A 20,098-nucleotide genomic window follows, 5' to 3' on the forward strand; every position below is an offset into this window, starting at 1 on the left:
AGAGTCTCCGCGAAGAGTTCGCCCTCACCCGAACCCTCTCCCCGCAAGCAGGGAGAGGGAATAGGCCCCTTACTGGAACTGCGCCTTCTTGTAGTAGCCGCTATCGACCAGAGTCTTCTCCCAATTGTCCTTGTAGACCACGACCGGCTTCAGGAGATAGGACGGCACGGTCTTGGCGCCGTTCTCGTAGGTCTTGGTGTCGTTGACCGTGACCTGCTTGCCGGCGAGCGCGGCGTCGACCATGTCGGCGGTCACCTTGGCGAGATCGCGGGTGTCCTTGAAGATGGTCGAGTACTGGTCGCCGCGCAGCATCGCCTTGATCGAGGGCACCTCGGCGTCCTGGCCGGAGATAATCGGCATCGGCTGGTCGGCGCTGCCGTAGCCCACGCCCTTCAGCGAGGAGATGATGCCGATCGAGAGGCCGTCATAGGGCGACAGCACCGCGTTGACCTTCTTGTTGCCGTAGTAGGCGCTGAGCAGATTGTCCATGCGGGCCTGGGCGGTGGCGCCGTCCCAGCGCAAGGTCGCGACCTTGTCCATGCCCATCTGACCGGAGGCGACCACGAGCTTGCCGCTGTCGATATAGGGCTTCAGCACGCTCATCGCGCCGTTGTAGAAGAAGTACGCGTTGTTGTCGTCGGGCGAGCCGCCGAACAGCTCGATGTTGAACGGGCCCTTGCCTTCCTTGAGGCCGAGCCCCTTCTCGATCGATTGCGCCTGGAGCACACCGACCTGGAAATTGTCGAAGGTCGCGTAATAGTCGACGTTCGGCGTGCCGCGGATCAAGCGGTCATAGGCGATCACGGTGATGCCCTTGGCCTTGGCCTGCTTGAGCACGTCGGACAGCGTGGTGCCGTCGATCGCGGCGATCACCAGCGCCTTGGCACCCTTGGTCACCATGTTCTCGACCTGCGAGAGCTGGTTCGGGATGTCGTCCTCGGCATATTGCAGGTCGGTGTTGTAGCCACGCTCCTTCAGCACCTTGACCATGTTGTTGCCATCGTCGATCCAGCGCGCGGAGGATTTGGTCGGCATGGCGATGCCGACCGTCGCCTTGTCCTGCGCGGAAGCGGCGACGCCCGTGGCCATCGTCGCAGCGCCGGCCAGCGCCAGCGCGAGGAATGTCGTCTTCAGTTTCAGCATATTTCACTCCCTTGGGTGTCAAACTGTTTCTTCGTTTCGTCGAGAACGTTGGTCGTATGCGGCTTCGGTCCTCCTATGCAAGCTTGACGTCGGGCTCCGCGCGCCCTCGCGCGGATGCCTCGAGCAGAAAGGTGCGGCCGGCCTGCGGATCGGCGGCGCGCGCCGCCGCGTCCATGTCCTGCCAGGCCGAGGTGACGAGGAGGCGCGATAGATCGGGGCCGACGAAGGCCGGGCAGCTCGCCTGCTTTGCCGGCACGCTCAATGAGCGCAGGCGCTCGCCCTGCGGGCTATAGACGTCGACCCGGCTAGCGCCCCAGCACGCATTCCAGATCCGCCCGTCGGCGTCGCACACCGAGCCGTCGAGACCGCCGATGCCGGTGTGGCGCAGCAACACCTCGGGCTCGCCGCGCGGCAGACCGGTCGCGGGATTGAGCGGCACCGCGTAGAGCACCGCGCGCGCGGTGTCGGCGAAGTAGCCAATGCCGCCGTCCGGAGAGAAGCAGATCGAGTTGGGAATGCTGATACGCGGGAACAGCAGCGAGATCTTGCCGCGGTGGAACGCGTAGATCGCGCCTGCCCCTGCTTCCGCCTTGCGGCCCATGGTGCCGATCCAGAACGTGCCGGACTGATGCACGCGGGCATCGTTGGAGCGCGTCGCGGGATTGTCGGCTTCGAGCGGACAGAGCAGCGTCATCGCGCCGTCGGCGAGCGTGCGGATATAGAGGCCGTCCTCCGCGACGATCAACTGGCGGCCGGCGTCGATGCGCCCGAGCGCGCTCGCCATCCGGCCGAGCACGTGGACGCGAATGCCGCCACGGCCGAGTTGTGCCTCGAACAGCCGCCCCTCGCGGATGTCGAACCACCAGGCCGTATCGGTGGTCACGTCATAGGTCGGCCCTTCGCCGAGATGGCAGGGATCGTCCGACAGAACGGACGTCGGCACCTCTTCCATCATGGCGACCTCACTGCGAAGCGATAGACCGTGTGATGGCGGTAGACCTGGCCGGGATCGAGGCGCGGGCTCGGAAAATCCGGCCGGTTCGGCGAATTGGGCCACATATGCGGCTCAAGGCAGATGGCGTCCGACTGGCGATAGAGCTTGCCGCCCTTGCCCGAAATCGTGCCGTCGAGATAGTTGCCGGAATAGACCTGGAGGCCGGGCTGATCGGTGAACAGTTCCATGACGCGCCCCGAGCGCGGCGCCTCCAGCCGCGCCGCCAGAGCAAGCTTGCCGTCGCTTGCGAGGCAGTAGGTGTGGTCATAACCCCTGCCGTTGCGCAATTGCTGGTCGTTCTCGCGGATGCGTTGGCCGACGGGCCGCGGCTCGCGGAAGTCGAACGGCGTGCCGGCAACGCTGCGCGGCGGCTCCGGCAACGGAATGGCGGTGTTATCGATCGCGAGGAAATGCTCGGCAGCGACCATCAGCTTGTGATCGAGAGTTGGCGTCCCCGAATTTGCGCCTTCCAGATTGAAGAAACTGTGATTGGTCAGGTTGACGATGGTCGGCCGATCGGTCCGCGCCTCCATGGTCAGCGATATCTCGGCCGAGCCGGTGACGCGATAGGTCAGGCGCACATCGAGCCGACCGGGATAGTTCTCCTCGGCATGCGGGCTCGTGTAAGTCAGCGTGACTGCAGGGCTGGCGCCGTCGTCGATCTCCGCAATATCCCAGAGCTTGCGGTCGAAGCCGTCGAGGCCGCCGTGCAGCGCATTCGGACCGTTGTTCACGGGAAGCTGCACCGTTTCGCCGTCGAGCGAGAACTGCCCGTTGGCGATGCGGTTGGCGTAGCGGCCGACGGTGGCACCGAAGAACTTCCGTTCGGCAAGATAACCTGCGAACGTGTCATGGCCGAGCACGACGTCGTCATGGCCGCCCCTGGCATCCGGCGCGATCAGTGCCTGGATCACCGCGCCGTGGGTGATGATGCGCGCTTCGAATCCGCCCTCGCCGCGCAGCACGATGCGCTCCACGCTGCGGCCGTCCGGCAGCGTTCCGAAGACGTCTTTTGCTATTTTCGAGCCAGCCATGATCAATCCACAAACGGTTCGACGACAGTGCGCCTGCCGAGCAGGAAGGCGTCGGCGACCAGACGAAGCGGCGCGAGATCGACGTCGCTCGCGCCGGTTTCGGCAAGCGTGACGAAGCGCCGGTAAAGCTCCCGATATTCCTCATCCGGCGCCTCGGCAACGGTTTTGCCGTCAATCGCCATGCGCCGGCCGCCGCCGGACAGCGTCAACCGGCCTTGGTCGGTTTCGACGAGGATATCCCAGCTCTGCGGCCCGGTCTGCCGGAAGTCGAACTCGGCGGTCACAGGCAGGCCGCCAAGGTCGGTCAGCGTCAGGCTCGCGGCGATCGGCGCCTGGCAATTGGCGGGGAATGAAAGATCGGCCGCGGTGACGAACACCGGCTTCGGCAGTATCCTGGTCAGGATCGACAGCGCATTGATGCCGGGATCGAACACGCCGAGCCCGCCCGGATCCCAGATCCAGGCCTGCCCGGGATGCCAGACGCGGACGTCCTCCTTCCAATTGATATGCACGGAGGCGATCCGCCGCGTCGCGAGCCACTCGCGCGCCGGCTCGACTGCCGGCGCATGACGCGAATGCCAGGTCGCAAACAGCGTTCGCTTTGCCTCCCCCGCCATCGCGATCAGCGGATCGAGCTCGGCAACGCCGATGCCCGGCGGCTTCTCCAGCATGACGTGCTTGCCGGCTTTGAGCGCTGCAGCGGCCTGGGCGCGGCGCACTTGAGGCGGCGTGCAGAGCGACACGGCGTCGATCGGCGGGCCCTGCTCCAGCAATTCCTCGATGGTGGCGAAATGCGGCAGCCCCGGCAGCGATGCGTTGCGGCTGGCGACCGCCGCGAGCGTCGCGCCAGGCACCGCTGCGATCGCGCCGACATGCTGGTCGCGCGCGATCTTGCCGAATCCGACGATGGCGATGCGAAGTTCAGTCACGATTTTTCTCCAGCTTCCGCGGATGGCAACTCGCCCGGCGCGGCTACGGTCACCGCACCCTCATGGCGGCGCATGCCGTTGTGAATGACGTAGATCATCGCCTCCGATGCAGTCGCGGCGTCACCGGCCGCGATGGCATCGACGATCTTCTGGTGCCAGAGCAGCACGGTGTCGCGGTCCTCGGGTTCGACCGGCGCACTGAGCAGGAACGAGGCGCGCAACGCAGCCTCGATGACATGCCCGATCGAGCGCATGAAAAGATTTCCGGACGCGCGCGCCACGGCGACGTGGAGCGCGAGGTCGGCATCGGCGAAGCCGACGGAGTCGGAGGCTTCGAGCCGCATCCGTTCCATGCTGCGACGGAGCTCGGCGAGATCCGCCTCCGACCGCTGCGCCGCCGCCAGCCCGGCCGCGCGCGGCTCGACCGCGAGGCGGATCTCGGCGAGGTCGTTGAGGAAGCGCTTGTCGATGCCGGCGTCCAGGTGCCAGGCCAGCACGTCGGCGTCGAACATGTTCCAGGCGGTGCGCTCGCGCACCACGGTGCCGACCCGCGCCTTGGTGGTGAGCAGGCCCTTGGCGACCAGGGTCTTCACGCTCTCCCGCAGCACCGGCCGCGAGACGCCGAACATCGCAATCATCTCGGCGTCACCGGGCAGGCGCGTCCCCTCCCCGTAGCGGCCGGCGATGATGTCGATGCCGATCGACTGCGCCACCTCCGCGTGGTTGGAATGGGCCCGCCGCGTCGGGATCACGACGATGCGCGAGGTCATGAGGCAGCTCCCACGCTCTTCGCCGCCGGCCGGCGCGCCAGCGCGACCAGCCCCTGCTGCAAGGCGATGAAGGCGAACAACAATACGCCCGTCGCGATCTTGGTCCACCAGCTCGACAGCGTGCCGTCGAAATTGATGTAGGTCTGGATCAACCCCTGGATCAGCACGCCAAGGAATGTGCCGATCATCGAGCCCTGCCCGCCCGTCAGCAGCGTGCCGCCGATCACGACGGCCGCGATGGTGTCGAGCTCGACGCCGACGGCGGAGAGCGAATAGCCGGCGCTGGTGTAAAACGAGAACACGATGCCGGCAATGCCCGCGAGCACGCTCGACAGCATGTAGATCCTCACCGTCATCCTGCCGACGGCCACGCCCATCAGGCTCGCCGCGGCCCGGTTGCCGCCGAGCGCGTAGACGTTGGCGCCGAACCGGGTGAGCTGCAGCAGCAATGCTCCGCCGATGACGATCACGAGCATGATGATCGCGATCGCCGTCAATCGCCCGCCACCGGGCATCCGCAAAGCGAAGTCCGACACGGTGGAATAGACCGGCGCGGTGATCGGCACCGATTCGGTCGAGAGCAGGAAGCTTGCACCACGGGCCAGGAACATGCCGGCGAGCGTCACGATGAAAGGCGGCAGATCGAAGACATGGATGATCGCGCCCATCGCCGCGCCAAAGGCCGCCGAGAGCGCGAGAATGGCGACGAAGGCGAGCAGCGGCGGCACGCCCCAGCGCTCGATCGCCAGCGCCACGAATACCGTGGTGAAGCCGATCACCGAGCCGACCGACAGATCGATGCCGCCGGAGATGATGACGAAGGTCATGCCGGTGGCGACGATGCCGAGGAAGGCGTTGTCGGTGAGGAGATTGCCGACCACGCGCGTCGAGGCGATGTTGGGGAATTGCACCGCGCAGAGCGCGAATCCCGCGACGAGCACGATGGCCGTGATGAGGACGGGCGGCAGGCCTTTCATGCTTTCGTCCCCCGCAGCCGCGCGATCATTGCTGCGATCCCCGAGAATTTCGGCGATTGCAGCAGCAGCACCGCGAGCACCACCACCGCCTTGACCAGCAAATTGAACTCCGGCGGATAGCCTGACAGCAGAATGCCGGTGTTCATGGTCTGGATGATCAGCGCGCCCAGCACGGCCAGAATGAGGCTGAAGCGGCCGCCGAACAGCGAAGTGCCGCCGATCACCACGGCCAGGATCGCATCGAGCTCGAGCCAGAGGCCGGCATTGTTGGCATCCGCACCCATGATGTCGGCGGCCGCGATGACGCCGGCAAGAGCGGCGCAGACGCCGCACCAGACATAGACCGCCAAGATCATCGCGCGGGTGCCGACGCCGGCAAGCTCGCTCGCCCGCGCATTGCCGCCGGTCGCCTCGATCAGCAGCCCCAGCGCCGAGCCGCGCACCACCGCGGCGGTGAGGATCAGCATGCCGATGGCAATCGCAATCGGCACCGGCAGGCCGAGCACGGCACCATTGCCGAGCCAGACCAGATCCGGTGAGGAGAAGGTCACGATGCGGCCTTCGGTGATGAGCTGGGCGATGCCGCGGCCCGCCACCATCAGGATCAGCGTCGCCACGATCGGCTGCATGCCGAGCACCGCGACGAGAAATCCGTTCCACAATCCGCAGATCAGCCCCGCGCCGAGCGCCGCCGCCAGCACCACGGGCAGGCCGTGAGTGTCGGCGAGACTCGCCGCAATCGCGCCGGAGATCGCCATCACTGCGCCGACCGACAGATCGATGCCGCGCGTCGCAATCACCAGCACCATGCCGAGCGAGAGCAGCGCCACCGGCGTGCCGCGGTTGAGCACGTCGATGAGGCTGCCGAACAGGCGGCCGTCCTGGAGGCGCACGTCGAAGAATTGCGGCGAGACAACGCGATCGACCGCCAGAATGACGATCAGCGCCAGGATCTGGGCAAGGCCGCGGCGCGGCAACAGCGCGGTCATGCCCGGCTCTCATGCGAGATGCTGGCGCCATCGGCGGCAATGGCCGTGAGAATGCTGCCGACGTCGATCGCCTCGCCCGCGAGCTCCTCGACATGGGCGCGATCGCGCAGCACCACGACGCGGTCCGAATAGGTCACGATCTCGTCGAGCTCGGACGAAATCACGAGCAGCGCCAGACCGTCGTCACAGAGCCCGCGGATCAGGCGGATGATCTCGGCATGCGCGCCGACGTCGATGCCGCGCGTGGGTTCATCCAGCACGAGGAGCCGCGGCGAGGTCGCGAGCCAACGCGCCAGCAGCACCTTTTGCTGATTGCCGCCGGACAACAGGCCCACCGGACGTTCCGGATCCGAGGGGCGGATGTCGAGCATTTTGACGTAGCGGCGCGCAATCTCATCCTGCTCGCGGCGCGACAGCGGCCGATGCAGGCCGCGCTTGGCCTGAAGCGCCAGCACGATGTTCTCGCGCACGGTGAGCTCGGCGACGATGCCGTCGGTCTTGCGCTCCTCCGGGCAGTAACCAAAACCGTGGCGCACGCCGTCGCGCGGCGACTGCAGCCGGACAGGCGCGCCTTCCACCCTCGCCTGCCCGCGGTCGGCGCGCTCGGCGCCGAACACCAGCCGTGCGGTTTCGGTGCGGCCCGAGCCCAGCAGGCCGGCAAGGCCGACGACCTCGCCATGGCGCAGCTCGAGATTGAACGGCGCGATATAACCGGCCTTGCCGTAGTTCTCGAAACTGGCGCAGATCTCGCGCGGCATCTGCTCGCCTGCCGCGGCTCGCGCGCTGGTGGTTTCGGCAAGCTCGCGGCCGAGCATCATCCGGATCAGCTCGATCCGCGGCAACGAGGCGGCCTCGCGCTCACCGACCAGGCGGCCGTTGCGCAGCACGGTGATGCGATCGGAGATCTCGTAGACCTGGTCGAGGAAATGGCTGACGAAGACGATGCCGATGCCGCGCTTTGCCAGCTGGCGCATGATGCCGAACAGGATTTCGACTTCGTGACGGTCGAGGCTGGCGGTCGGCTCGTCCAGGATCAGCACGCGCGCGGAGAGATCGACGGCGCGCGCAATCGCGGTGACGTGCTGTACGGCGACGGAATAGCTGCCGAGCGGTGCTGATACGTCGATGTCGAGACCGAAATCCGCAAGCAACGCCTTGGCGCGACGTCGCATCTCGCCTTCGCGCACGATGCCGAAGCGCATCGGCTGGCGGTCGAGGAACAGGTTCTGCGCCACCGAAAGGTTCGGCAGCAGGTTGACCTCCTGGTAGACGGTGGCGATGCCCGCCTGAAGCGCGGCCTTGGCCGAACGCGGCGCGACCTCTTCGCCACCGAGCCTGACGATGCCGGCATCGCGCGGGAACACGCCGGTGACGACCTTGATCAGCGTGGACTTGCCGGCGCCGTTCTCGCCGAGCAGCGCATGTATCTCACCTGCGCGAAGCGTGAAGTCGACCTCCTGCAACGCGCGCACCGCCCCGAAACTCTTGCTGAGCCCGCGCACCTCCAGCAGGGACGGAGCAGGATCCGGGCTGTTCTCCATGGCAAATTCACTCCCACCGGTGCCCGCGGATGACGCGGACACCCAGCCTAGTCGTACGCGCAGCGGTTTCGAAGGGGCTGCCGGACCGCAGGGAACGGTCCGGCGCGGCGCCCGCCTCAGTAACCGAGGCCCTTCTTGCTGTCGTAGATCTTCTGCGGATCGTCGGCGGCAGTATAGAGCTTGGAGTCGGTCTGGATCCACTTCGGCGGAACCGTGCCCTTGCCCTTGAAGGCCGCGATGGCATCGAGTGCCGGGCCCGCCATGTTCGGCGTCAGCTCGACCGTGGCATTGGCTTCGCCGGCGGCCATCGCCTTGAAGATATCCGGGACCGCGTCGATGGAGACGGTGAGGATTTCCTTGCCGGGCTTGAGGCCGGCTTCCTTCATCGCCTGGATGGCGCCGACCATCATGTCGTCGTTATGCGCGTAGACCGCGCAGATCGACTTGCCGCCGCCTTCGGCCTTGATGAAGCTCTCCATCACTTCCTTGCCCTTGGCGCGGGTGAAGTCGCCGGTCTGGCTGCGCACCACTTTCAGGTTCGCATGCTTGGCGATGGCGGTGTCAAAACCCTTCTTGCGGTTTGCGGCGACGCTGGCGCCGACCGTGCCCTGCAATTCGACGATGTTGCAGGCTTTAGCCCCGACGGTCTTGGCCAGCCAGTCCCCGGCGACCTCGCCTTCGTGCACGCTGTCGGAGGTCACGGCGGTGAGATAAAGATCCTTGCCGGAGGGATCGATGTCGCGGTCGAGCAGCACGACCGGAATCTTGGCCTCCTTGGCTTCCTTCAGCACCGAGTCCCAGCCGGTCGAGACGACCGGCGCGAGAAAGATCGCATCGACGTTCTGCGCGATGAAGGAGCGGATCGCCTTGATCTGGTTCTCCTGCTTCTGCTGCGCGTCGGCGATCTTGAGATTGACCTTGCGCTTGGCGGCCTCCTGCTTGGAGACCGACGTCTCGGCTGCGCGCCAGCCGGATTCCGATCCGATCTGCGAAAAGCCGATGGTGAGTTCGGCGGCGCTGGCCGGCAGCGCGAGGAGCAAGGCGGCCGTGGCGCTGGCCGCGAAGAGGGCTTTGAGGATCATCAGGCGTGTCTCCCAAATGTTATCCCGGGCGCCCCATTGGTAGCATGACACCCGACGACCGCCCTTTCCGGACGGTGAAGGCACTATTTCACGGAACATCGGTTCCGACTAGTCATATTATCTGACTATTGAACGGAAATGCAGGGCGGGCGGATGGGCGCTATCTACGACACACCCAAAGCGTTTTAGTTCCAGAAATGCAACGAAAAGATGAAGAAAATGATGCGGTAGTTGGGATGAGGGCACTCTCTGCGAGGACGGTCAAAGACGGACCCGCAACCTCTCTTCCCCATCATCGCGAGCGCAGCGAAGCAAACCAAAGCCTCTTCGCGGAGCGATCCTGGATTGCCTCGCTGCGCTCGCAATGAGGACGTAGAGCTCTGCGGATGTCGACCAAATCGACTCGCGAAGAAGCCCCCTCACCCCGCATCCGCCTTCGCTGAAGCTTCGGCGGACAAGCGCGGGGAGAGGTGAAAAGCTAGATCAGCTTCCGCTGCGCCAAATTCTTCATCAGCGCACCGATGCCGAAGGTCCAGGGCTCGCACTCGTCGCTGGTCCGCATGCGGTTGACGAGCTTGCCGAGCTGCGGCGCTGAGATCGTGACGATGTCGTCGCGCTTGTGGGTGAACCCCTGCCCCGGCGCGTCGCGATCCTTGACCGGCGCGAACATGGTACCGAGGAACAACACGAAACCATCTGGATATTGATGGACCTTGCCGATCGTCTGCTCGACGAGGTCCGTGGGATCGCGGCTGATCATGCTGATCGAGGAATGGCCGTCGAGAACGAAGCCGTCCGCGCCCTTCACGTTCAGGCTGATGTCGAGCTTGCGCACGTCGTCGAGGGTAAAGCTGTCGTCGAACAGGCGCAGCAACGGGCCGATCGCGCACGAGGCGTTGTTGTCCTTGGCCTTCGACAGCAAGAGCGCAGAGCGTCCCTCGAAGTCGCGGAGGTTCACGTCGTTGCCGAGCGCGCCGCCGACGATCTTGCCGCGGCTCGACACGAACAGGACCAATTCCGGCTCGGGGTTGTTCCAGGTCGACTTCGGATGCAGCCCGGCATCCATGCCGGTGCCGACCGAGGACAGTGTCGGGGCCTTGGTGAAGACCTCGGCGTCCGGACCGATGCCGACCTCGAGATACTGGCTCCAGGCATTCTGATCGATCAGCACCTGCTTCAGATGCATGGCCTGGTCCGAGCCAGGCTTGAGCTTCGACAGATCGTCACCGATCAGCCGCGTCACTTCTTTCCGGATCGCCTCGGCCGAGGCCGGATTGCCTTTCGCCCGCTCCTCGATCACGCGCTCCAACATCGAGATGGCGAAGGTGACGCCGGCCGCCTTCAATGTCTGGAGATCGACGGGCGCAAGCAGCCACGGCTTTTTCGGGTCGCGCCTATCGGGTGCCGTATTGGCCACGATGGCGTCGAGCTCGCCGATGCGCTCGCCCTTGGTCGCAGCAAGCGCCTTGGCCGGATTGTCCTCCTCGCAGAGCGCGCTGACGGTGGGGAATTTCGCGGTGACGTCGAACACGCCATCGCCGCGCACGGCGACCACGGCCGGGCCATTCGCCTGCGGCAGCCAGACGCGGCCGACCAGCGTCCCCTTCGTTCCATCCTCGGGGAGAAGGTCTTTAACCGTCAATGTCGTCATGGCCGGCGTCCTCGCTGTTTTTCGGACCGGCCGCGTTCACGGCAGCCGATCCCATTGGCGAAGACCAATAAACGTCTGGCTCCGGAAGTCCAGAGCGCCAGCGCGCCGCGCTTCTATGCCCCTGCCCGCGCCTTTCGGGCCGCGATCTGCTGCAGCGCCCAGCGCGCGTTCTTCCGGACATCGGGATCGGAATCGTCGGCGATGACGGCCAGGAACACCTCGCCGTCGGGATGGGCGATCTCGCCGAGCGCGGCAGCCGCCTCCTTGCGTAAATTGGCCTGGTCGTGATTGACGCAATTGCCGATCGAGCGCACCGCGCGCTCGATCTTCATCCTGCCGAGGCTGCGGATCGCCTTCAGCCGCACCTGCCAGAACTCGTCGGCAAGGCATGCAACCAATTGATCGGCGGCAATTGCGCCGTTGACGTTGAGACCGAGCGTCTCCGCCGCCATCTCGCGAACCATCCAGTCGGTGTCCTTCAGCGCGCGGGTAATCGTCTCCGCCGCCGGCTTCAGTTGGGAAAACGCCAGCGCACTCACCGCAGCGCGGCGCACATGGGCGTCGGGATCGTTGATCAGCGCGGTCAGCGCGGGGATCGATTCTTCCAGCTTGAGGAAGCCGATCACACCGATCGCCTGGACGCGGACGGCGGCATCCGTATCCTGGAGCGCTTCCAGCGCCGGCTTGAGCGTGTCCTTGCAGCGCAGCTCCTTCAGCGCGCGCAACGCGCCCATGCGAACGAAGGCGTGGGCGTGCTTCACCAGCGGCAGGATGACTTCGGCGCAGGCGGGATCCTTGAACTCGGCCATGCTGTCCGCCGCGGCCGATGCCACGATCCTTTCGGGATCGACCAGCAGCTTCACCAGCGCACTCGCCGCTTCCGGCCCGTCGAACTCGCCGAGCGCCATCGCGACCTGCTGGCGCACGCCGGCGTCGGGATCGGCGACCATGTTGGCGAGATGGACGACCGCAGCCGGATCGCCGGAATGGCCGAGCGCGATGATGGCGACGCGGCGCTCGGCGGGATCGGCGGCCTGAAGCCGCTCGTCGGCGTCTTCGAGGTCGTCGTAGGATTCGAACGGGCTCGACATGATCACCTCAACAGATAGGGAATGTTGACGGTGACGGCGCCAGTCGGACAATCGGCCTCGCAGGGCATGCAGTACCAGCACTCGTCATAGGCCATGTAGGCCTTGCCGGTCATGTCGCTGATACGGAGGACGTCGAGCGGGCAGACGTCGACGCACACGGTGCAGCCCTTGTCGGCGATGCATTTGGCGTCGTCGACGACCACCGGAACCGATGTCTGATAGGAAGCGAGAGGCATTGGATGTCTCCTGTTGCTATGTTCTGGTGGGTCAGGCCGAGGCGCGGATGCGCTGCTTGTCGTAGAGGTCCTTCTCGTCGTCGGCGATCGGCACGACATAGGGCTCCACGGCACGCTTCTCGCTGGTCATCTTGCCGTTCTGCTTGCTCAGCAGGGTGTGGCAGAACCAGTTTTCGTTGTCCTTCTCGGGAAAATCCGTGCGCCAGTGATAGAGGCCCCAGCGGCTTTCCTCGCGGTACAGCGAGGCATGCACCGCCATGTCGGCGCAGTCCATGATCGACTGCACTTCGAGCGCGCGGAGCAATTCGTGTGCGTTGCGCGCGATCATGTGCTCCTGCATGTCCTCGCGCGTCTCTGCGAGACGGCGCATCCCGAGCTCGTATTTGCGGGTGACCTTCGGCGGCTGGAGATAGTCGTTGACCAGGCGCCTTGTCTTGTACTCGACCTGGTTCGGCGGAATGCCGTCCTCGCGCCTGGTCGGTGCCAGCACGCGGTCGCGTTCCTTCGCCACATCCTGCGCATCGAACTCCGCAAAATCGTGATTGTCGGCAAACTCCATCGCATCGATGCCCGCGACCGAGCCGTTGGTGAAGGCGCCGAGCATGTAGTTGTGCGGCACGCTCGCCATGTCGCCGGCGGCGTAGAGGCCCGGCACGGTAGTGCGGGCATTGTCGTCGACGAACACACCCGAGGCGCTGTGGCCGGAGCAGAAGCCGATCTCGGAAATGTGCATCTCGATCGACTCGTTGCGGTAGTCGACGCCGCGCCCCTGCTGGAACAGGCCGCGCGTCGGCCGCTCCACCTTGTGCAGCGTCGATTCAATCTCGGAGATGGTGTCGGGATGCAGATGCTTGAGCTGGAGGAACACCGGACCCTTGCCGGACAAGAGCTCGTTATAGAACTCGAGCATCATCTGGCCGGACCAGTAGTCGCATTCGATGAAGCGCGATCCCTCGTTGTTGGCGGTGAAGGCACCGAACGGGCCGGCGACATAGGCGCAGGCCGGGCCGTTGTAATCCTTGATCAGAGGGTTGATCTGGTAGCATTCGAGGTTCGCGAGCGCGGCGCCGGCGTGATAGGCCATGGCATAGCCGTCGCCGGAATTGGCGGCGTTCTCGTAGGTGCCGAACATGTAGCCCGAGGTCGGCAGACCGAGCCGGCCGGCGGCGCCCATGCAGAGGATCACGGCCTTGGCCTTGATCACCAGAATCTCGGCGGTGCGGGTGTTGACGCTGATCGCGCCGGCAATGCGGCCGTCGGCGGATTTCAGAAGTCGCGTCGCCATGTAACGGTTCGAGATCAGGATGCGGGCGCGGCGGAGCTGGCGGTACAGCGCCTTCTTCACGGTCTCGCCGTTCGGCATCGGCAAGACATAGGTGCCGATATGGTGCACCTTCTTGACTGCGTAGTCGCCGTTCTCGTTCTTCAGGAAGCGGATGCCGAAACTGTCGAGCTCCTCGATGATGCTGTAGCAGTTTTGCGCGTATTTATAGACCGCCTTCTGGTCGACGATGCCGTCATTGGCGATGGTGATTTCCTTGGTGTACTGCTCAGGCGTCGCGTAACCGGGGATGACGGCATTGTTGAGCCCGTCCATGCCCATCGAGATCGCGCCGGAGCGCTTGACGTTGGCCTTTTCGAGCAGGACGACGTTGGCCTTCGGATTCTTCAGCTTCGCCTTCAGCGCCGCCATCGGGCCGGCCGTGCCGCCGCCGATGACGAGCACGTCGCAGGAAACCTCCGAAAGTCCGTCGACGATCTGATCTAGTGCCATCGCTTGCTCCTGGTTCGCCGGCAGGTCCGGCGCCTTTGCATCAGATTTGTTCAGGGGGCTTTCCGGCGATAGCAATTAGTTGTCGCCGGAGGCCGATTTGTCCTCAGCGCTCGACGAAAGCCTTCTCGATCACGAAGTGGCCGGGCCGGCTGTGATTGCCCTCGACAAAGCCGCGCGCGGAAAACATCGCGGGGAGTTCCTCGAGCATCGCCGGGCTACCGCACAGCATGATGCGGTCGGTCTCGATATCGAGGCCGGATTGCCCGATGTCGTCGAACATCTGGTTCGAAGCGATCAGGTCGGTGATGCGGCCGCGGTTCCTGAACGGCTCGCGGGTGACCGTGGGATAGTAGACGAGCTTGTCACGGATCAGCGGCCCGAAGAATTCGTGATTGCGCAAGCCGTCCACCAGGTGCTCGCCATAGGCAAGCTCGGAGACCTGGCGACAGCCATGGGCAAGCACGATGGTCTCGTAATTCTCGTAGACGTCGGGGTCCTTGATCAGGCTGGCGAAGGGCGCAAGGCCGGTGCCGGTCGAGAGCAGCAAGAGACGCTTGCCGGGAATGAGATTGCCGGTGATCAGCGTGCCCGTGGCCTTGCGGCCGACCAGGATGATATCGCCTTCCCTGATCTTCTGAAGGCGCGAGGTCAGCGGCCCGTCCTGGACCTTGATCGAGAAGAACTCGAGCGCCTCCTCGTGATTAGCGCTCGCCATGCTGTAGGCCCGCATCAAGGGCTTGCCCTCGACCTCCAGCCCGATCATGGCGAACTGCCCGTTCTGGAAGCGGAAGCCGGGATCGCGCGTCGCGGTGAAGCTGAACAGCGAGTCGGTCCAATGTCTGACCGACAAAACCGTTTCCTTCTGAAATGCGCTCATCCGTCGTCTCTCCTTGTCGCGATGGCGCACAAGGTTTCGGAGAGACGGGACTCCGGCAATGCGGAACTGAAATTTCCGGTCGATTAGTTTCACATTTCGCGGGCGATGACCGAAGAGGAAGCAGTAAAGGTCGGGCGACCTGCCTCGCCGCGCCTCCGCGCCGGCAATTAGTTGCTATTCGCGCCGGCCAGCGACAACGTAGAAGAGAGGTCGGAGATACGTCATGACCATGACCTTGGTGGCACCGACCGTGGCCGACTATGAAGCAAGCGCTGATCTCGCGACGCTCCTCGTCCGCACAACCGAGGGCGATGCACTCAGCCTGCCCGCCGAGCAGCTCCGCCTCTCCTGCAAATGCGCCCACTGCACCCGCGCCCGCTTCGACGGCCGCTTCCCCGATCGGTTTCCCGGCATCGCGATCACCGAGATCGGCGATCTCGGTTACGGTCTGAACATCTCGTTTTCGGATGGGCACGACCGGGGGATCTATCCCAAGCCATATCTGCTGAGCCTGGCGGGGCGGTAGGTCCAAACCACGTCACCAACTCCGCAGGCATTCCCTGCGACCCGGCTACGCCAAGGCTTCGCCGGGGCTGAAGTCCAGGGGCGCCGAAGCTCCAGCATAGTCTGCAAGCGGGGAATCCGGTACGCCGCAGCTTCTCCGTATCCCATTGCAATCCCTGGAATACTGGATCGTCCGCCTTCGCGGGCGATGACAGTGGAGTGATTGGCACGGACATTGCTCGTCTTTAGAACGATTTGAACGTTCCGGAGGCAGATGATGTTGCAGGCGGCCAATGTGGTTCGCGGGACGGTTCCCGCAACGGTCCGGCCTGCCGGCAGCTCCTCGCTGTTGCTCACCGAAAACCAGCAATGGATCGGTGGACCGCCGGCGCTGATGGACAAGCTCACTCAGCGCGAGCGGGAGCTGGTGCTGAAGCAGGGCCGCCGCAAGGTGCTCAACCGCGGCCAGACGCTGTTCAGCCAAGGCGGCAGGCATGACGGTATCTGGCTGATCGAGAGCGGCCGTATCCGGGTGTTCTACACCTCCCCGCTCGGCCGCGAGATCACGCTGGCCTACTGGCATGTCGGCAATTTCGTCGGTGGGCCCGAGGTATTCGAAGGCACCGTGCACCAATGGTCCGGTGTTGCATCCAGCAATTGCAGCGTCGTGCACCTGCCCGGAAAAGAGCTGCGAGCGCTTGCCGTGGATATCCCGAATCTGGCCATCGGCCTGATCGAAGGGCTTACTTTCAAGGGCAAGTGCTATTCGGCGCTGGCCCAGATGCTGGGAACACGCTCGATCACGCAGCGCCTCGCACATCTGCTGCTGCATCTGGTCGACCTCTACGGCGTCGAGGACGCCGACGGCCGGGTGATCGCGGCGGCCTTCACCCATGCCGACATCGCTCACATGGTCGGCGCGACCCGGCAATGGGTCACGATCAGCCTGAAGCGCATGCAGGAAAAGGGAATCGTCGTGACCAAGCGGTCGCAGATCGTGGTCTGCCGGACCGACGTGCTCGAGGAGATGCGCGGCCAGGCGGCCGATTAAAGCGGCCGCGATCAGGGTCGATGCACAGGCAAGCGGCTTTATAGTGCAGGACTGCCCAAGGAGTATGCAATCAGCTTTTCCCGGCAACTAATCGACTGCGGCGGACATTCCGGATTTGCCCTGCTCTCGCCCTCACCCAATCATGGCAACCACAGCACATCCAACCGAATGAGGATGAGAATGGTCCGCCATCTTCCCACGCTCTCGATCGCGATGTCGGTGACGTCGCTGGCGCTTCTTCTCGCGCCGCCGGCCTCGGCGGAAACCGTCACGCTCGGCATCGGAATACAGGACACGACGACGAACACGGTCACGGCCGGCGCCGTCATCCGCCAATTGCATCTCCTCGAAAAATACCTGCCGAAAGACGGCAAATACGCCAACATCAAATTCGAGATCGAATGGCAGAATTTCACCTCCGGCCCGCCCGTCACCAACGCGATGATGGCGAACAAGCTGCAGATCGGCATGATGGGCGACTACCCGCTGATCGTGAACGGCTTCACCTTCGACAGCAATCCCGAGAGCAAGAGCCGCCTGATCGGCATCGCCGCCTATAGCCTGTCCGGCTCCGGCAACGGCATCGTCGTTCACAAGGATTCGCCCTACTACGATCTCGCCGACCTCAAGGGCAAGCTCGTCAGCGTACCGTTCGGCTCCGCCGCGCACGGCATGGTGCTCAAAGCGATGCAGGACCGCGGCTACGGGTCGGATTTCTTCCAGCTCGTCAGCCAGAGCCCGGAGGTCGGCTCGACCAACCTCCAGGAGAAGAAGATCGACGCGCATGCCGACTTCGTCCCCTTCGCCGAGCTGCTGCCGTTCCGGGGCTTTGCGCGAAAGATCTTCGACGGTGTCGAGACCAATTTGCCGACCTTCCACGGCATCGTGGCCCGTACGGACTTCGCCGAGAAATATCCTGAAGTCGTCGTCGCCTACTTCAAGGCTCTGATCGCCGCCAATCAGTGGCTGCGCGACGATCCCAAGCTCGCCGCCGAGAAAATCCAGGAATGGACCGGCATCAACAAGGAAGTCGTCTACATCTTCTTAGGTCCCGGCGGCAACATGACCACGGATCCCACGATCAAGCCGGCGCTGATCGACGCCGCCACGGCCGACGTCAAGGTGCTGCAAAACCTCGGCCGCATGAAGGAGTTCGATCCGAAAAAATGGGTCGACGACAGCTACATCCGCAAGGCCTTTGCCGAGATGAAGCTCGACTATGACGCGCAGCTTGCGAGCACGAAGAACTATGAGATTTCCGGCGAGGATTCCTTCTGCAAGAAGCCGATCACCGATCCGCGCAAGGCCGGCGAGGTCTGGGTCGACGACGCCGGAATCCTGCCGTTCTCGTCGGCCGCCTGCACGCTCGGCGCCTATGCCGACTTCAAGGCCAAGGGCAAGAAGATCAATGTCGCCTACGTCTTCGACGGCACACGCGGCATCAAGCTGTTCGCCAACCAGGCGTTCTTTGCGGTCGGAAATGGCGAGGTCGCCCCGTTCCTGCTCAAGAAGGACGCCGAAGCCTACGCCGCCAAGATCAGCGGCAAGGTGCTGGGCTTCGACGACGCGGTGAAGGCGGCGGTCGGCGGAGGCAAGACGTGAGCAGTCCCGCCCTCCTCAGACAAACCGAGGACAGCATGTCGGCAAGTGCAATCGCGGAAACGACCTCCGTGCCCGCCACCACTCCACCCGTGGCACCGCCCTCCTTCAGCACGCTCGCGCTGCGCTGGTACCGGCTCAACCGGGACGGGCTGCGCGCGATCGCGATCGGCATCGTCTCGCTCGCCGCCTTCCTGCTGGTCTGGCACCTGCTCACGACCTACCGCGTCGTGTTCTTCGTGCGCTTTACCAACGTGCCCTCGCCGCTCGCGGTCTATGCGAGCTTCACCAAGGCGATCCACGATCCCAAATTCCTGATGCACATCGTGCTGAGCTGCCGGCGCATCTTCATCGGCTTCTCCCTCGCGGCGATCGTCGGCGTACCGCTCGGCCTGATCATGGGACGCTTCAAGCTGGCGCATGAGATCATCTTCCCCGTTGCGGAGGTGCTGCGGCCGATCCCTGCGATCGCCTGGGTGCCGATGGCGATCATGCTGTGGCCGACCAACGAGCAGAGCATCGTCTACATCACGTTCCTCGGCTCGTTCTTCCCGATCCTGGTCAACACGCTGCACGGCATGTCGCTCGTCGACCCGGTGCTGGTGCGCGCGGCGCAATGTCTCGGCGCACGCGAACGCTCGATCTTCCGCGAGGTGTATTTTCCGGCGTCGCTCCCGCACATCTTCACCGGCCTGACCGTCGGCATGGGCGTGGCCTGGGTGTCGCTGATCGCCGCCGAGATGATCTCGGGGCAGTACGGCATCGGCTATTTCACGTGGGAGGCTTATTCGCTGGTCCAGTACGCCGACATCGCGCTCGGCATGATCGCGATCGGCGTGCTCGGCCTCGGATCGAGCATGTTGATCCGGGGCGCCGGACGATTGGTGATGCCGTGGAGGCTGAAATGAACGAAATCCCGACCAAAGCACCGCAGGGTCATATCGAGGTCAGAAACTTCTCGCTCAGCTACGAGAGCATCGAGGGACCGGTCGAGGCCGTCACCGATACGCAGATTCACGTGAAGCCCGGCGAGTTCGTCTCGATCGTCGGCCCGTCCGGCTGCGGAAAGTCGACGCTGCTCAATGCGGTCGCGGGCTTCCTCAAGCCGACCACCGGCGTGGTCACCGTCGACGGTGAGCGCGTGAACGGCCCCAGCGCCGAGCGCGGCATGGTGTTCCAGCAATATTCGCTGTTTCCCTGGAAGACCGTGCGGGAGAACGTCGAGTTCGGCCTGAAGATGCGCGGCATGGCGCGCTCGCAGCGCGAGCGCGCCGCCCGCACGCTGCTCGGGCTCGCCGGTCTCGAGGCCTTCGAGAAGCATTATCCGGAAAAGCTCTCCGGCGGCATGAAGCAGCGCGTCGGCATCGTCCGCGCGCTCGCGACGGGGCCGAAAGTGCTGCTGCTGGACGAGCCCTTCGGCGCGCTCGACGCGCAGACCCGCGTCATCATGCAGCAGATCCTCACCAACATGTGGCAGCGCCTGAAGATCTCGGTGCTGTTCGTCACCCACGACATCGACGAGGCGATCTTCCTGTCCGACCGCGTCTACTGCATGACCGCGCGTCCGGGCTCGATCAAGGCGGAAATCCCGATCCCGCTGGAGCGGCCGCGGCAGCAATCGATGATGATGTCCTCGGAATTCCTGGCGCTCCGCCGCGGGCTGATGTCGCTGATCCGCGAGGAAAGCCTGAAGGCGATGGGCGGTGAGATCAGCGACATGGGCCTGCAGGGGCTCAACATCGAGCTGCACGGGCATTCGCTCGCGGATGTGATCTGATTCATCTCGACGCTTGCACGCTGCCTTCCCGTCTCGCCGCTACGCGGCGAGCCACTCTCTCCCACAAGGGGAGCGGGTG

At 64.6% G+C, this 20,098-nt stretch carries 19 protein-coding genes; 5 read left to right on the forward strand and 14 right to left on the reverse strand.

All coding sequences use genetic code 11. The annotated features are described in order from the left end of the window. Positions 1-69 precede the first annotated feature (69 nt). The 14 genes from chvE to NR187_RS09105 all read right to left on the reverse strand — a co-directional run bounded on the left by chvE (position 70) and on the right by NR187_RS09105 (position 15,088). The gene (gene chvE / locus NR187_RS09040; RefSeq protein WP_211383030.1) at positions 70-1,143 is read right to left on the reverse strand and encodes a multiple monosaccharide ABC transporter substrate-binding protein; all 1,074 of its coding nucleotides are present in this window, start codon (positions 1,141-1,143) and stop codon (positions 70-72) included. Between the two features lie 73 nt (positions 1,144-1,216). Beyond that, the gene (locus tag NR187_RS09045) at positions 1,217-2,095 is read right to left on the reverse strand and encodes an SMP-30/gluconolactonase/LRE family protein (protein ID WP_256806572.1); all 879 of its coding nucleotides are present in this window, start codon (positions 2,093-2,095) and stop codon (positions 1,217-1,219) included. Then, the gene (locus tag NR187_RS09050; protein WP_256806304.1) at positions 2,095-3,171 is read right to left on the reverse strand and encodes an aldose epimerase family protein; all 1,077 of its coding nucleotides are present in this window, start codon (positions 3,169-3,171) and stop codon (positions 2,095-2,097) included. Before NR187_RS09050 ends, NR187_RS09045 begins: the two co-directional genes overlap by 1 nt. A 2-nt stretch (positions 3,172-3,173) precedes the next feature. After that, the gene (locus NR187_RS09055) at positions 3,174-4,100 is read right to left on the reverse strand and encodes a Gfo/Idh/MocA family protein (RefSeq protein ID WP_211383028.1); all 927 of its coding nucleotides are present in this window, start codon (positions 4,098-4,100) and stop codon (positions 3,174-3,176) included. After that, positions 4,097-4,870 (reverse strand): FadR/GntR family transcriptional regulator, encoded by a 774-nt coding sequence (locus NR187_RS09060; protein ID WP_211383027.1) that lies wholly within the window; start codon positions 4,868-4,870, stop codon positions 4,097-4,099. Before NR187_RS09060 ends, NR187_RS09055 begins: the two co-directional genes overlap by 4 nt. Next, positions 4,867-5,847 (reverse strand): galactofuranose ABC transporter, permease protein YjfF, encoded by a 981-nt coding sequence (yjfF, locus tag NR187_RS09065; protein WP_256806305.1) that lies wholly within the window; start codon positions 5,845-5,847, stop codon positions 4,867-4,869. Before yjfF ends, NR187_RS09060 begins: the two co-directional genes overlap by 4 nt. Then, a complete protein-coding gene (locus NR187_RS09070) occupies positions 5,844-6,836 on the reverse strand; it encodes an ABC transporter permease (RefSeq protein ID WP_256806306.1) in 993 nt (330 codons plus the stop codon). Before NR187_RS09070 ends, yjfF begins: the two co-directional genes overlap by 4 nt. Beyond that, on the reverse strand, positions 6,833-8,377 hold the full coding sequence (locus NR187_RS09075; protein ID WP_256806307.1) for a sugar ABC transporter ATP-binding protein: 1,545 nt from the start codon (positions 8,375-8,377) through the stop codon (positions 6,833-6,835). Before NR187_RS09075 ends, NR187_RS09070 begins: the two co-directional genes overlap by 4 nt. Before the next feature lie 116 nt (positions 8,378-8,493). After that, positions 8,494-9,459 carry a galactofuranose ABC transporter, galactofuranose-binding protein YtfQ gene (gene ytfQ, locus NR187_RS09080; protein ID WP_211383023.1) on the reverse strand — a complete coding sequence of 322 codons (966 nt, stop codon included), beginning with the start codon at positions 9,457-9,459 and terminating at the stop codon, positions 8,494-8,496. A gap of 478 nt (positions 9,460-9,937) precedes the next feature. Further along, positions 9,938-11,110, reverse strand: coding sequence for a fumarylacetoacetate hydrolase family protein (locus NR187_RS09085; RefSeq protein WP_211383022.1), 1,173 nt, complete (start codon positions 11,108-11,110; stop codon positions 9,938-9,940). 113 nt (positions 11,111-11,223) lie between these two features. Beyond that, positions 11,224-12,201 carry a HEAT repeat domain-containing protein gene (locus tag NR187_RS09090; RefSeq protein WP_211383021.1) on the reverse strand — a complete coding sequence of 326 codons (978 nt, stop codon included), beginning with the start codon at positions 12,199-12,201 and terminating at the stop codon, positions 11,224-11,226. A 2-nt stretch (positions 12,202-12,203) separates the two neighbouring features. Next, the gene (locus NR187_RS09095) at positions 12,204-12,437 is read right to left on the reverse strand and encodes a ferredoxin family protein (RefSeq protein ID WP_008141081.1); all 234 of its coding nucleotides are present in this window, start codon (positions 12,435-12,437) and stop codon (positions 12,204-12,206) included. 31 nt (positions 12,438-12,468) lie between these two features. Next, positions 12,469-14,211 (reverse strand): fumarate reductase/succinate dehydrogenase flavoprotein subunit, encoded by a 1,743-nt coding sequence (locus NR187_RS09100; RefSeq protein ID WP_211383020.1) that lies wholly within the window; start codon positions 14,209-14,211, stop codon positions 12,469-12,471. Positions 14,212-14,314: 103 nt separating this feature from the next. After that, positions 14,315-15,088: a ferredoxin--NADP reductase gene (locus NR187_RS09105; protein WP_211383019.1), complete on the reverse strand. Its 774-nt coding sequence runs from the start codon at positions 15,086-15,088 to the stop codon at positions 14,315-14,317. A gap of 229 nt (positions 15,089-15,317) precedes the next feature. Between NR187_RS09105 and NR187_RS09110 the strand changes: the two genes are divergently transcribed. The 5 genes from NR187_RS09110 to NR187_RS09130 all read left to right on the forward strand — a co-directional run bounded on the left by NR187_RS09110 (position 15,318) and on the right by NR187_RS09130 (position 20,019). Further along, positions 15,318-15,614, forward strand: a complete 297-nt coding sequence (locus NR187_RS09110; protein ID WP_211383540.1) for a DUF971 domain-containing protein — start codon at positions 15,318-15,320, stop codon at positions 15,612-15,614. Between the two features lie 252 nt (positions 15,615-15,866). Next, complete coding sequence (locus tag NR187_RS09115; protein WP_211383018.1) at positions 15,867-16,643, forward strand: Crp/Fnr family transcriptional regulator; 777 nt, start codon at positions 15,867-15,869, stop codon at positions 16,641-16,643. A gap of 180 nt (positions 16,644-16,823) precedes the next feature. After that, the gene (locus tag NR187_RS09120; RefSeq protein WP_211383017.1) at positions 16,824-18,245 is read left to right on the forward strand and encodes an ABC transporter substrate-binding protein; all 1,422 of its coding nucleotides are present in this window, start codon (positions 16,824-16,826) and stop codon (positions 18,243-18,245) included. A 35-nt stretch (positions 18,246-18,280) separates the two neighbouring features. Continuing rightward, positions 18,281-19,150, forward strand: coding sequence for an ABC transporter permease (locus NR187_RS09125; RefSeq protein WP_211383016.1), 870 nt, complete (start codon positions 18,281-18,283; stop codon positions 19,148-19,150). Further along, positions 19,147-20,019 (forward strand): ABC transporter ATP-binding protein, encoded by an 873-nt coding sequence (locus NR187_RS09130; protein ID WP_211383015.1) that lies wholly within the window; start codon positions 19,147-19,149, stop codon positions 20,017-20,019. The genes NR187_RS09125 and NR187_RS09130 overlap by 4 nt, the downstream gene beginning before the upstream one ends. Positions 20,020-20,098 lie beyond the last annotated feature (79 nt).

This window comes from Bradyrhizobium sp. Bra64, assembly GCF_024519875.1.
Classification (GTDB): Bacteria; Pseudomonadota; Alphaproteobacteria; order Rhizobiales; family Xanthobacteraceae; genus Bradyrhizobium; species Bradyrhizobium japonicum_G.

What these genes read in the sequence shown, in the direction of transcription:
- chvE (WP_211383030.1), bottom strand. Translation starts at nt 1,143, where the DNA reads ATGCTGAAACTGAAGACGACATTCCTCGCGCTGGCGCTGGCCGGCGCT.
- NR187_RS09045 (WP_256806572.1), bottom strand. Translation starts at nt 2,095, where the DNA reads ATGGAAGAGGTGCCGACGTCCGTTCTGTCGGACGATCCCTGCCATCTC.
- NR187_RS09050 (WP_256806304.1), bottom strand. Translation starts at nt 3,171, where the DNA reads ATGGCTGGCTCGAAAATAGCAAAAGACGTCTTCGGAACGCTGCCGGAC.
- NR187_RS09060 (WP_211383027.1), bottom strand. Translation starts at nt 4,870, where the DNA reads ATGACCTCGCGCATCGTCGTGATCCCGACGCGGCGGGCCCATTCCAAC.
- yjfF (WP_256806305.1), bottom strand. Translation starts at nt 5,847, where the DNA reads ATGAAAGGCCTGCCGCCCGTCCTCATCACGGCCATCGTGCTCGTCGCG.
- NR187_RS09070 (WP_256806306.1), bottom strand. Translation starts at nt 6,836, where the DNA reads ATGACCGCGCTGTTGCCGCGCCGCGGCCTTGCCCAGATCCTGGCGCTG.
- NR187_RS09075 (WP_256806307.1), bottom strand. Translation starts at nt 8,377, where the DNA reads ATGGAGAACAGCCCGGATCCTGCTCCGTCCCTGCTGGAGGTGCGCGGG.
- ytfQ (WP_211383023.1), bottom strand. Translation starts at nt 9,459, where the DNA reads ATGATCCTCAAAGCCCTCTTCGCGGCCAGCGCCACGGCCGCCTTGCTC.
- NR187_RS09085 (WP_211383022.1), bottom strand. Translation starts at nt 11,110, where the DNA reads ATGACGACATTGACGGTTAAAGACCTTCTCCCCGAGGATGGAACGAAG.
- NR187_RS09090 (WP_211383021.1), bottom strand. Translation starts at nt 12,201, where the DNA reads ATGTCGAGCCCGTTCGAATCCTACGACGACCTCGAAGACGCCGACGAG.
- NR187_RS09095 (WP_008141081.1), bottom strand. Translation starts at nt 12,437, where the DNA reads ATGCCTCTCGCTTCCTATCAGACATCGGTTCCGGTGGTCGTCGACGAC.
- NR187_RS09100 (WP_211383020.1), bottom strand. Translation starts at nt 14,211, where the DNA reads ATGGCACTAGATCAGATCGTCGACGGACTTTCGGAGGTTTCCTGCGAC.
- NR187_RS09105 (WP_211383019.1), bottom strand. Translation starts at nt 15,088, where the DNA reads ATGAGCGCATTTCAGAAGGAAACGGTTTTGTCGGTCAGACATTGGACC.
- NR187_RS09110 (WP_211383540.1), top strand. Translation starts at nt 15,318, where the DNA reads ATGACCTTGGTGGCACCGACCGTGGCCGACTATGAAGCAAGCGCTGAT.
- NR187_RS09115 (WP_211383018.1), top strand. Translation starts at nt 15,867, where the DNA reads ATGATGTTGCAGGCGGCCAATGTGGTTCGCGGGACGGTTCCCGCAACG.
- NR187_RS09120 (WP_211383017.1), top strand. Translation starts at nt 16,824, where the DNA reads ATGGTCCGCCATCTTCCCACGCTCTCGATCGCGATGTCGGTGACGTCG.
- NR187_RS09125 (WP_211383016.1), top strand. Translation starts at nt 18,281, where the DNA reads ATGTCGGCAAGTGCAATCGCGGAAACGACCTCCGTGCCCGCCACCACT.
- NR187_RS09130 (WP_211383015.1), top strand. Translation starts at nt 19,147, where the DNA reads ATGAACGAAATCCCGACCAAAGCACCGCAGGGTCATATCGAGGTCAGA.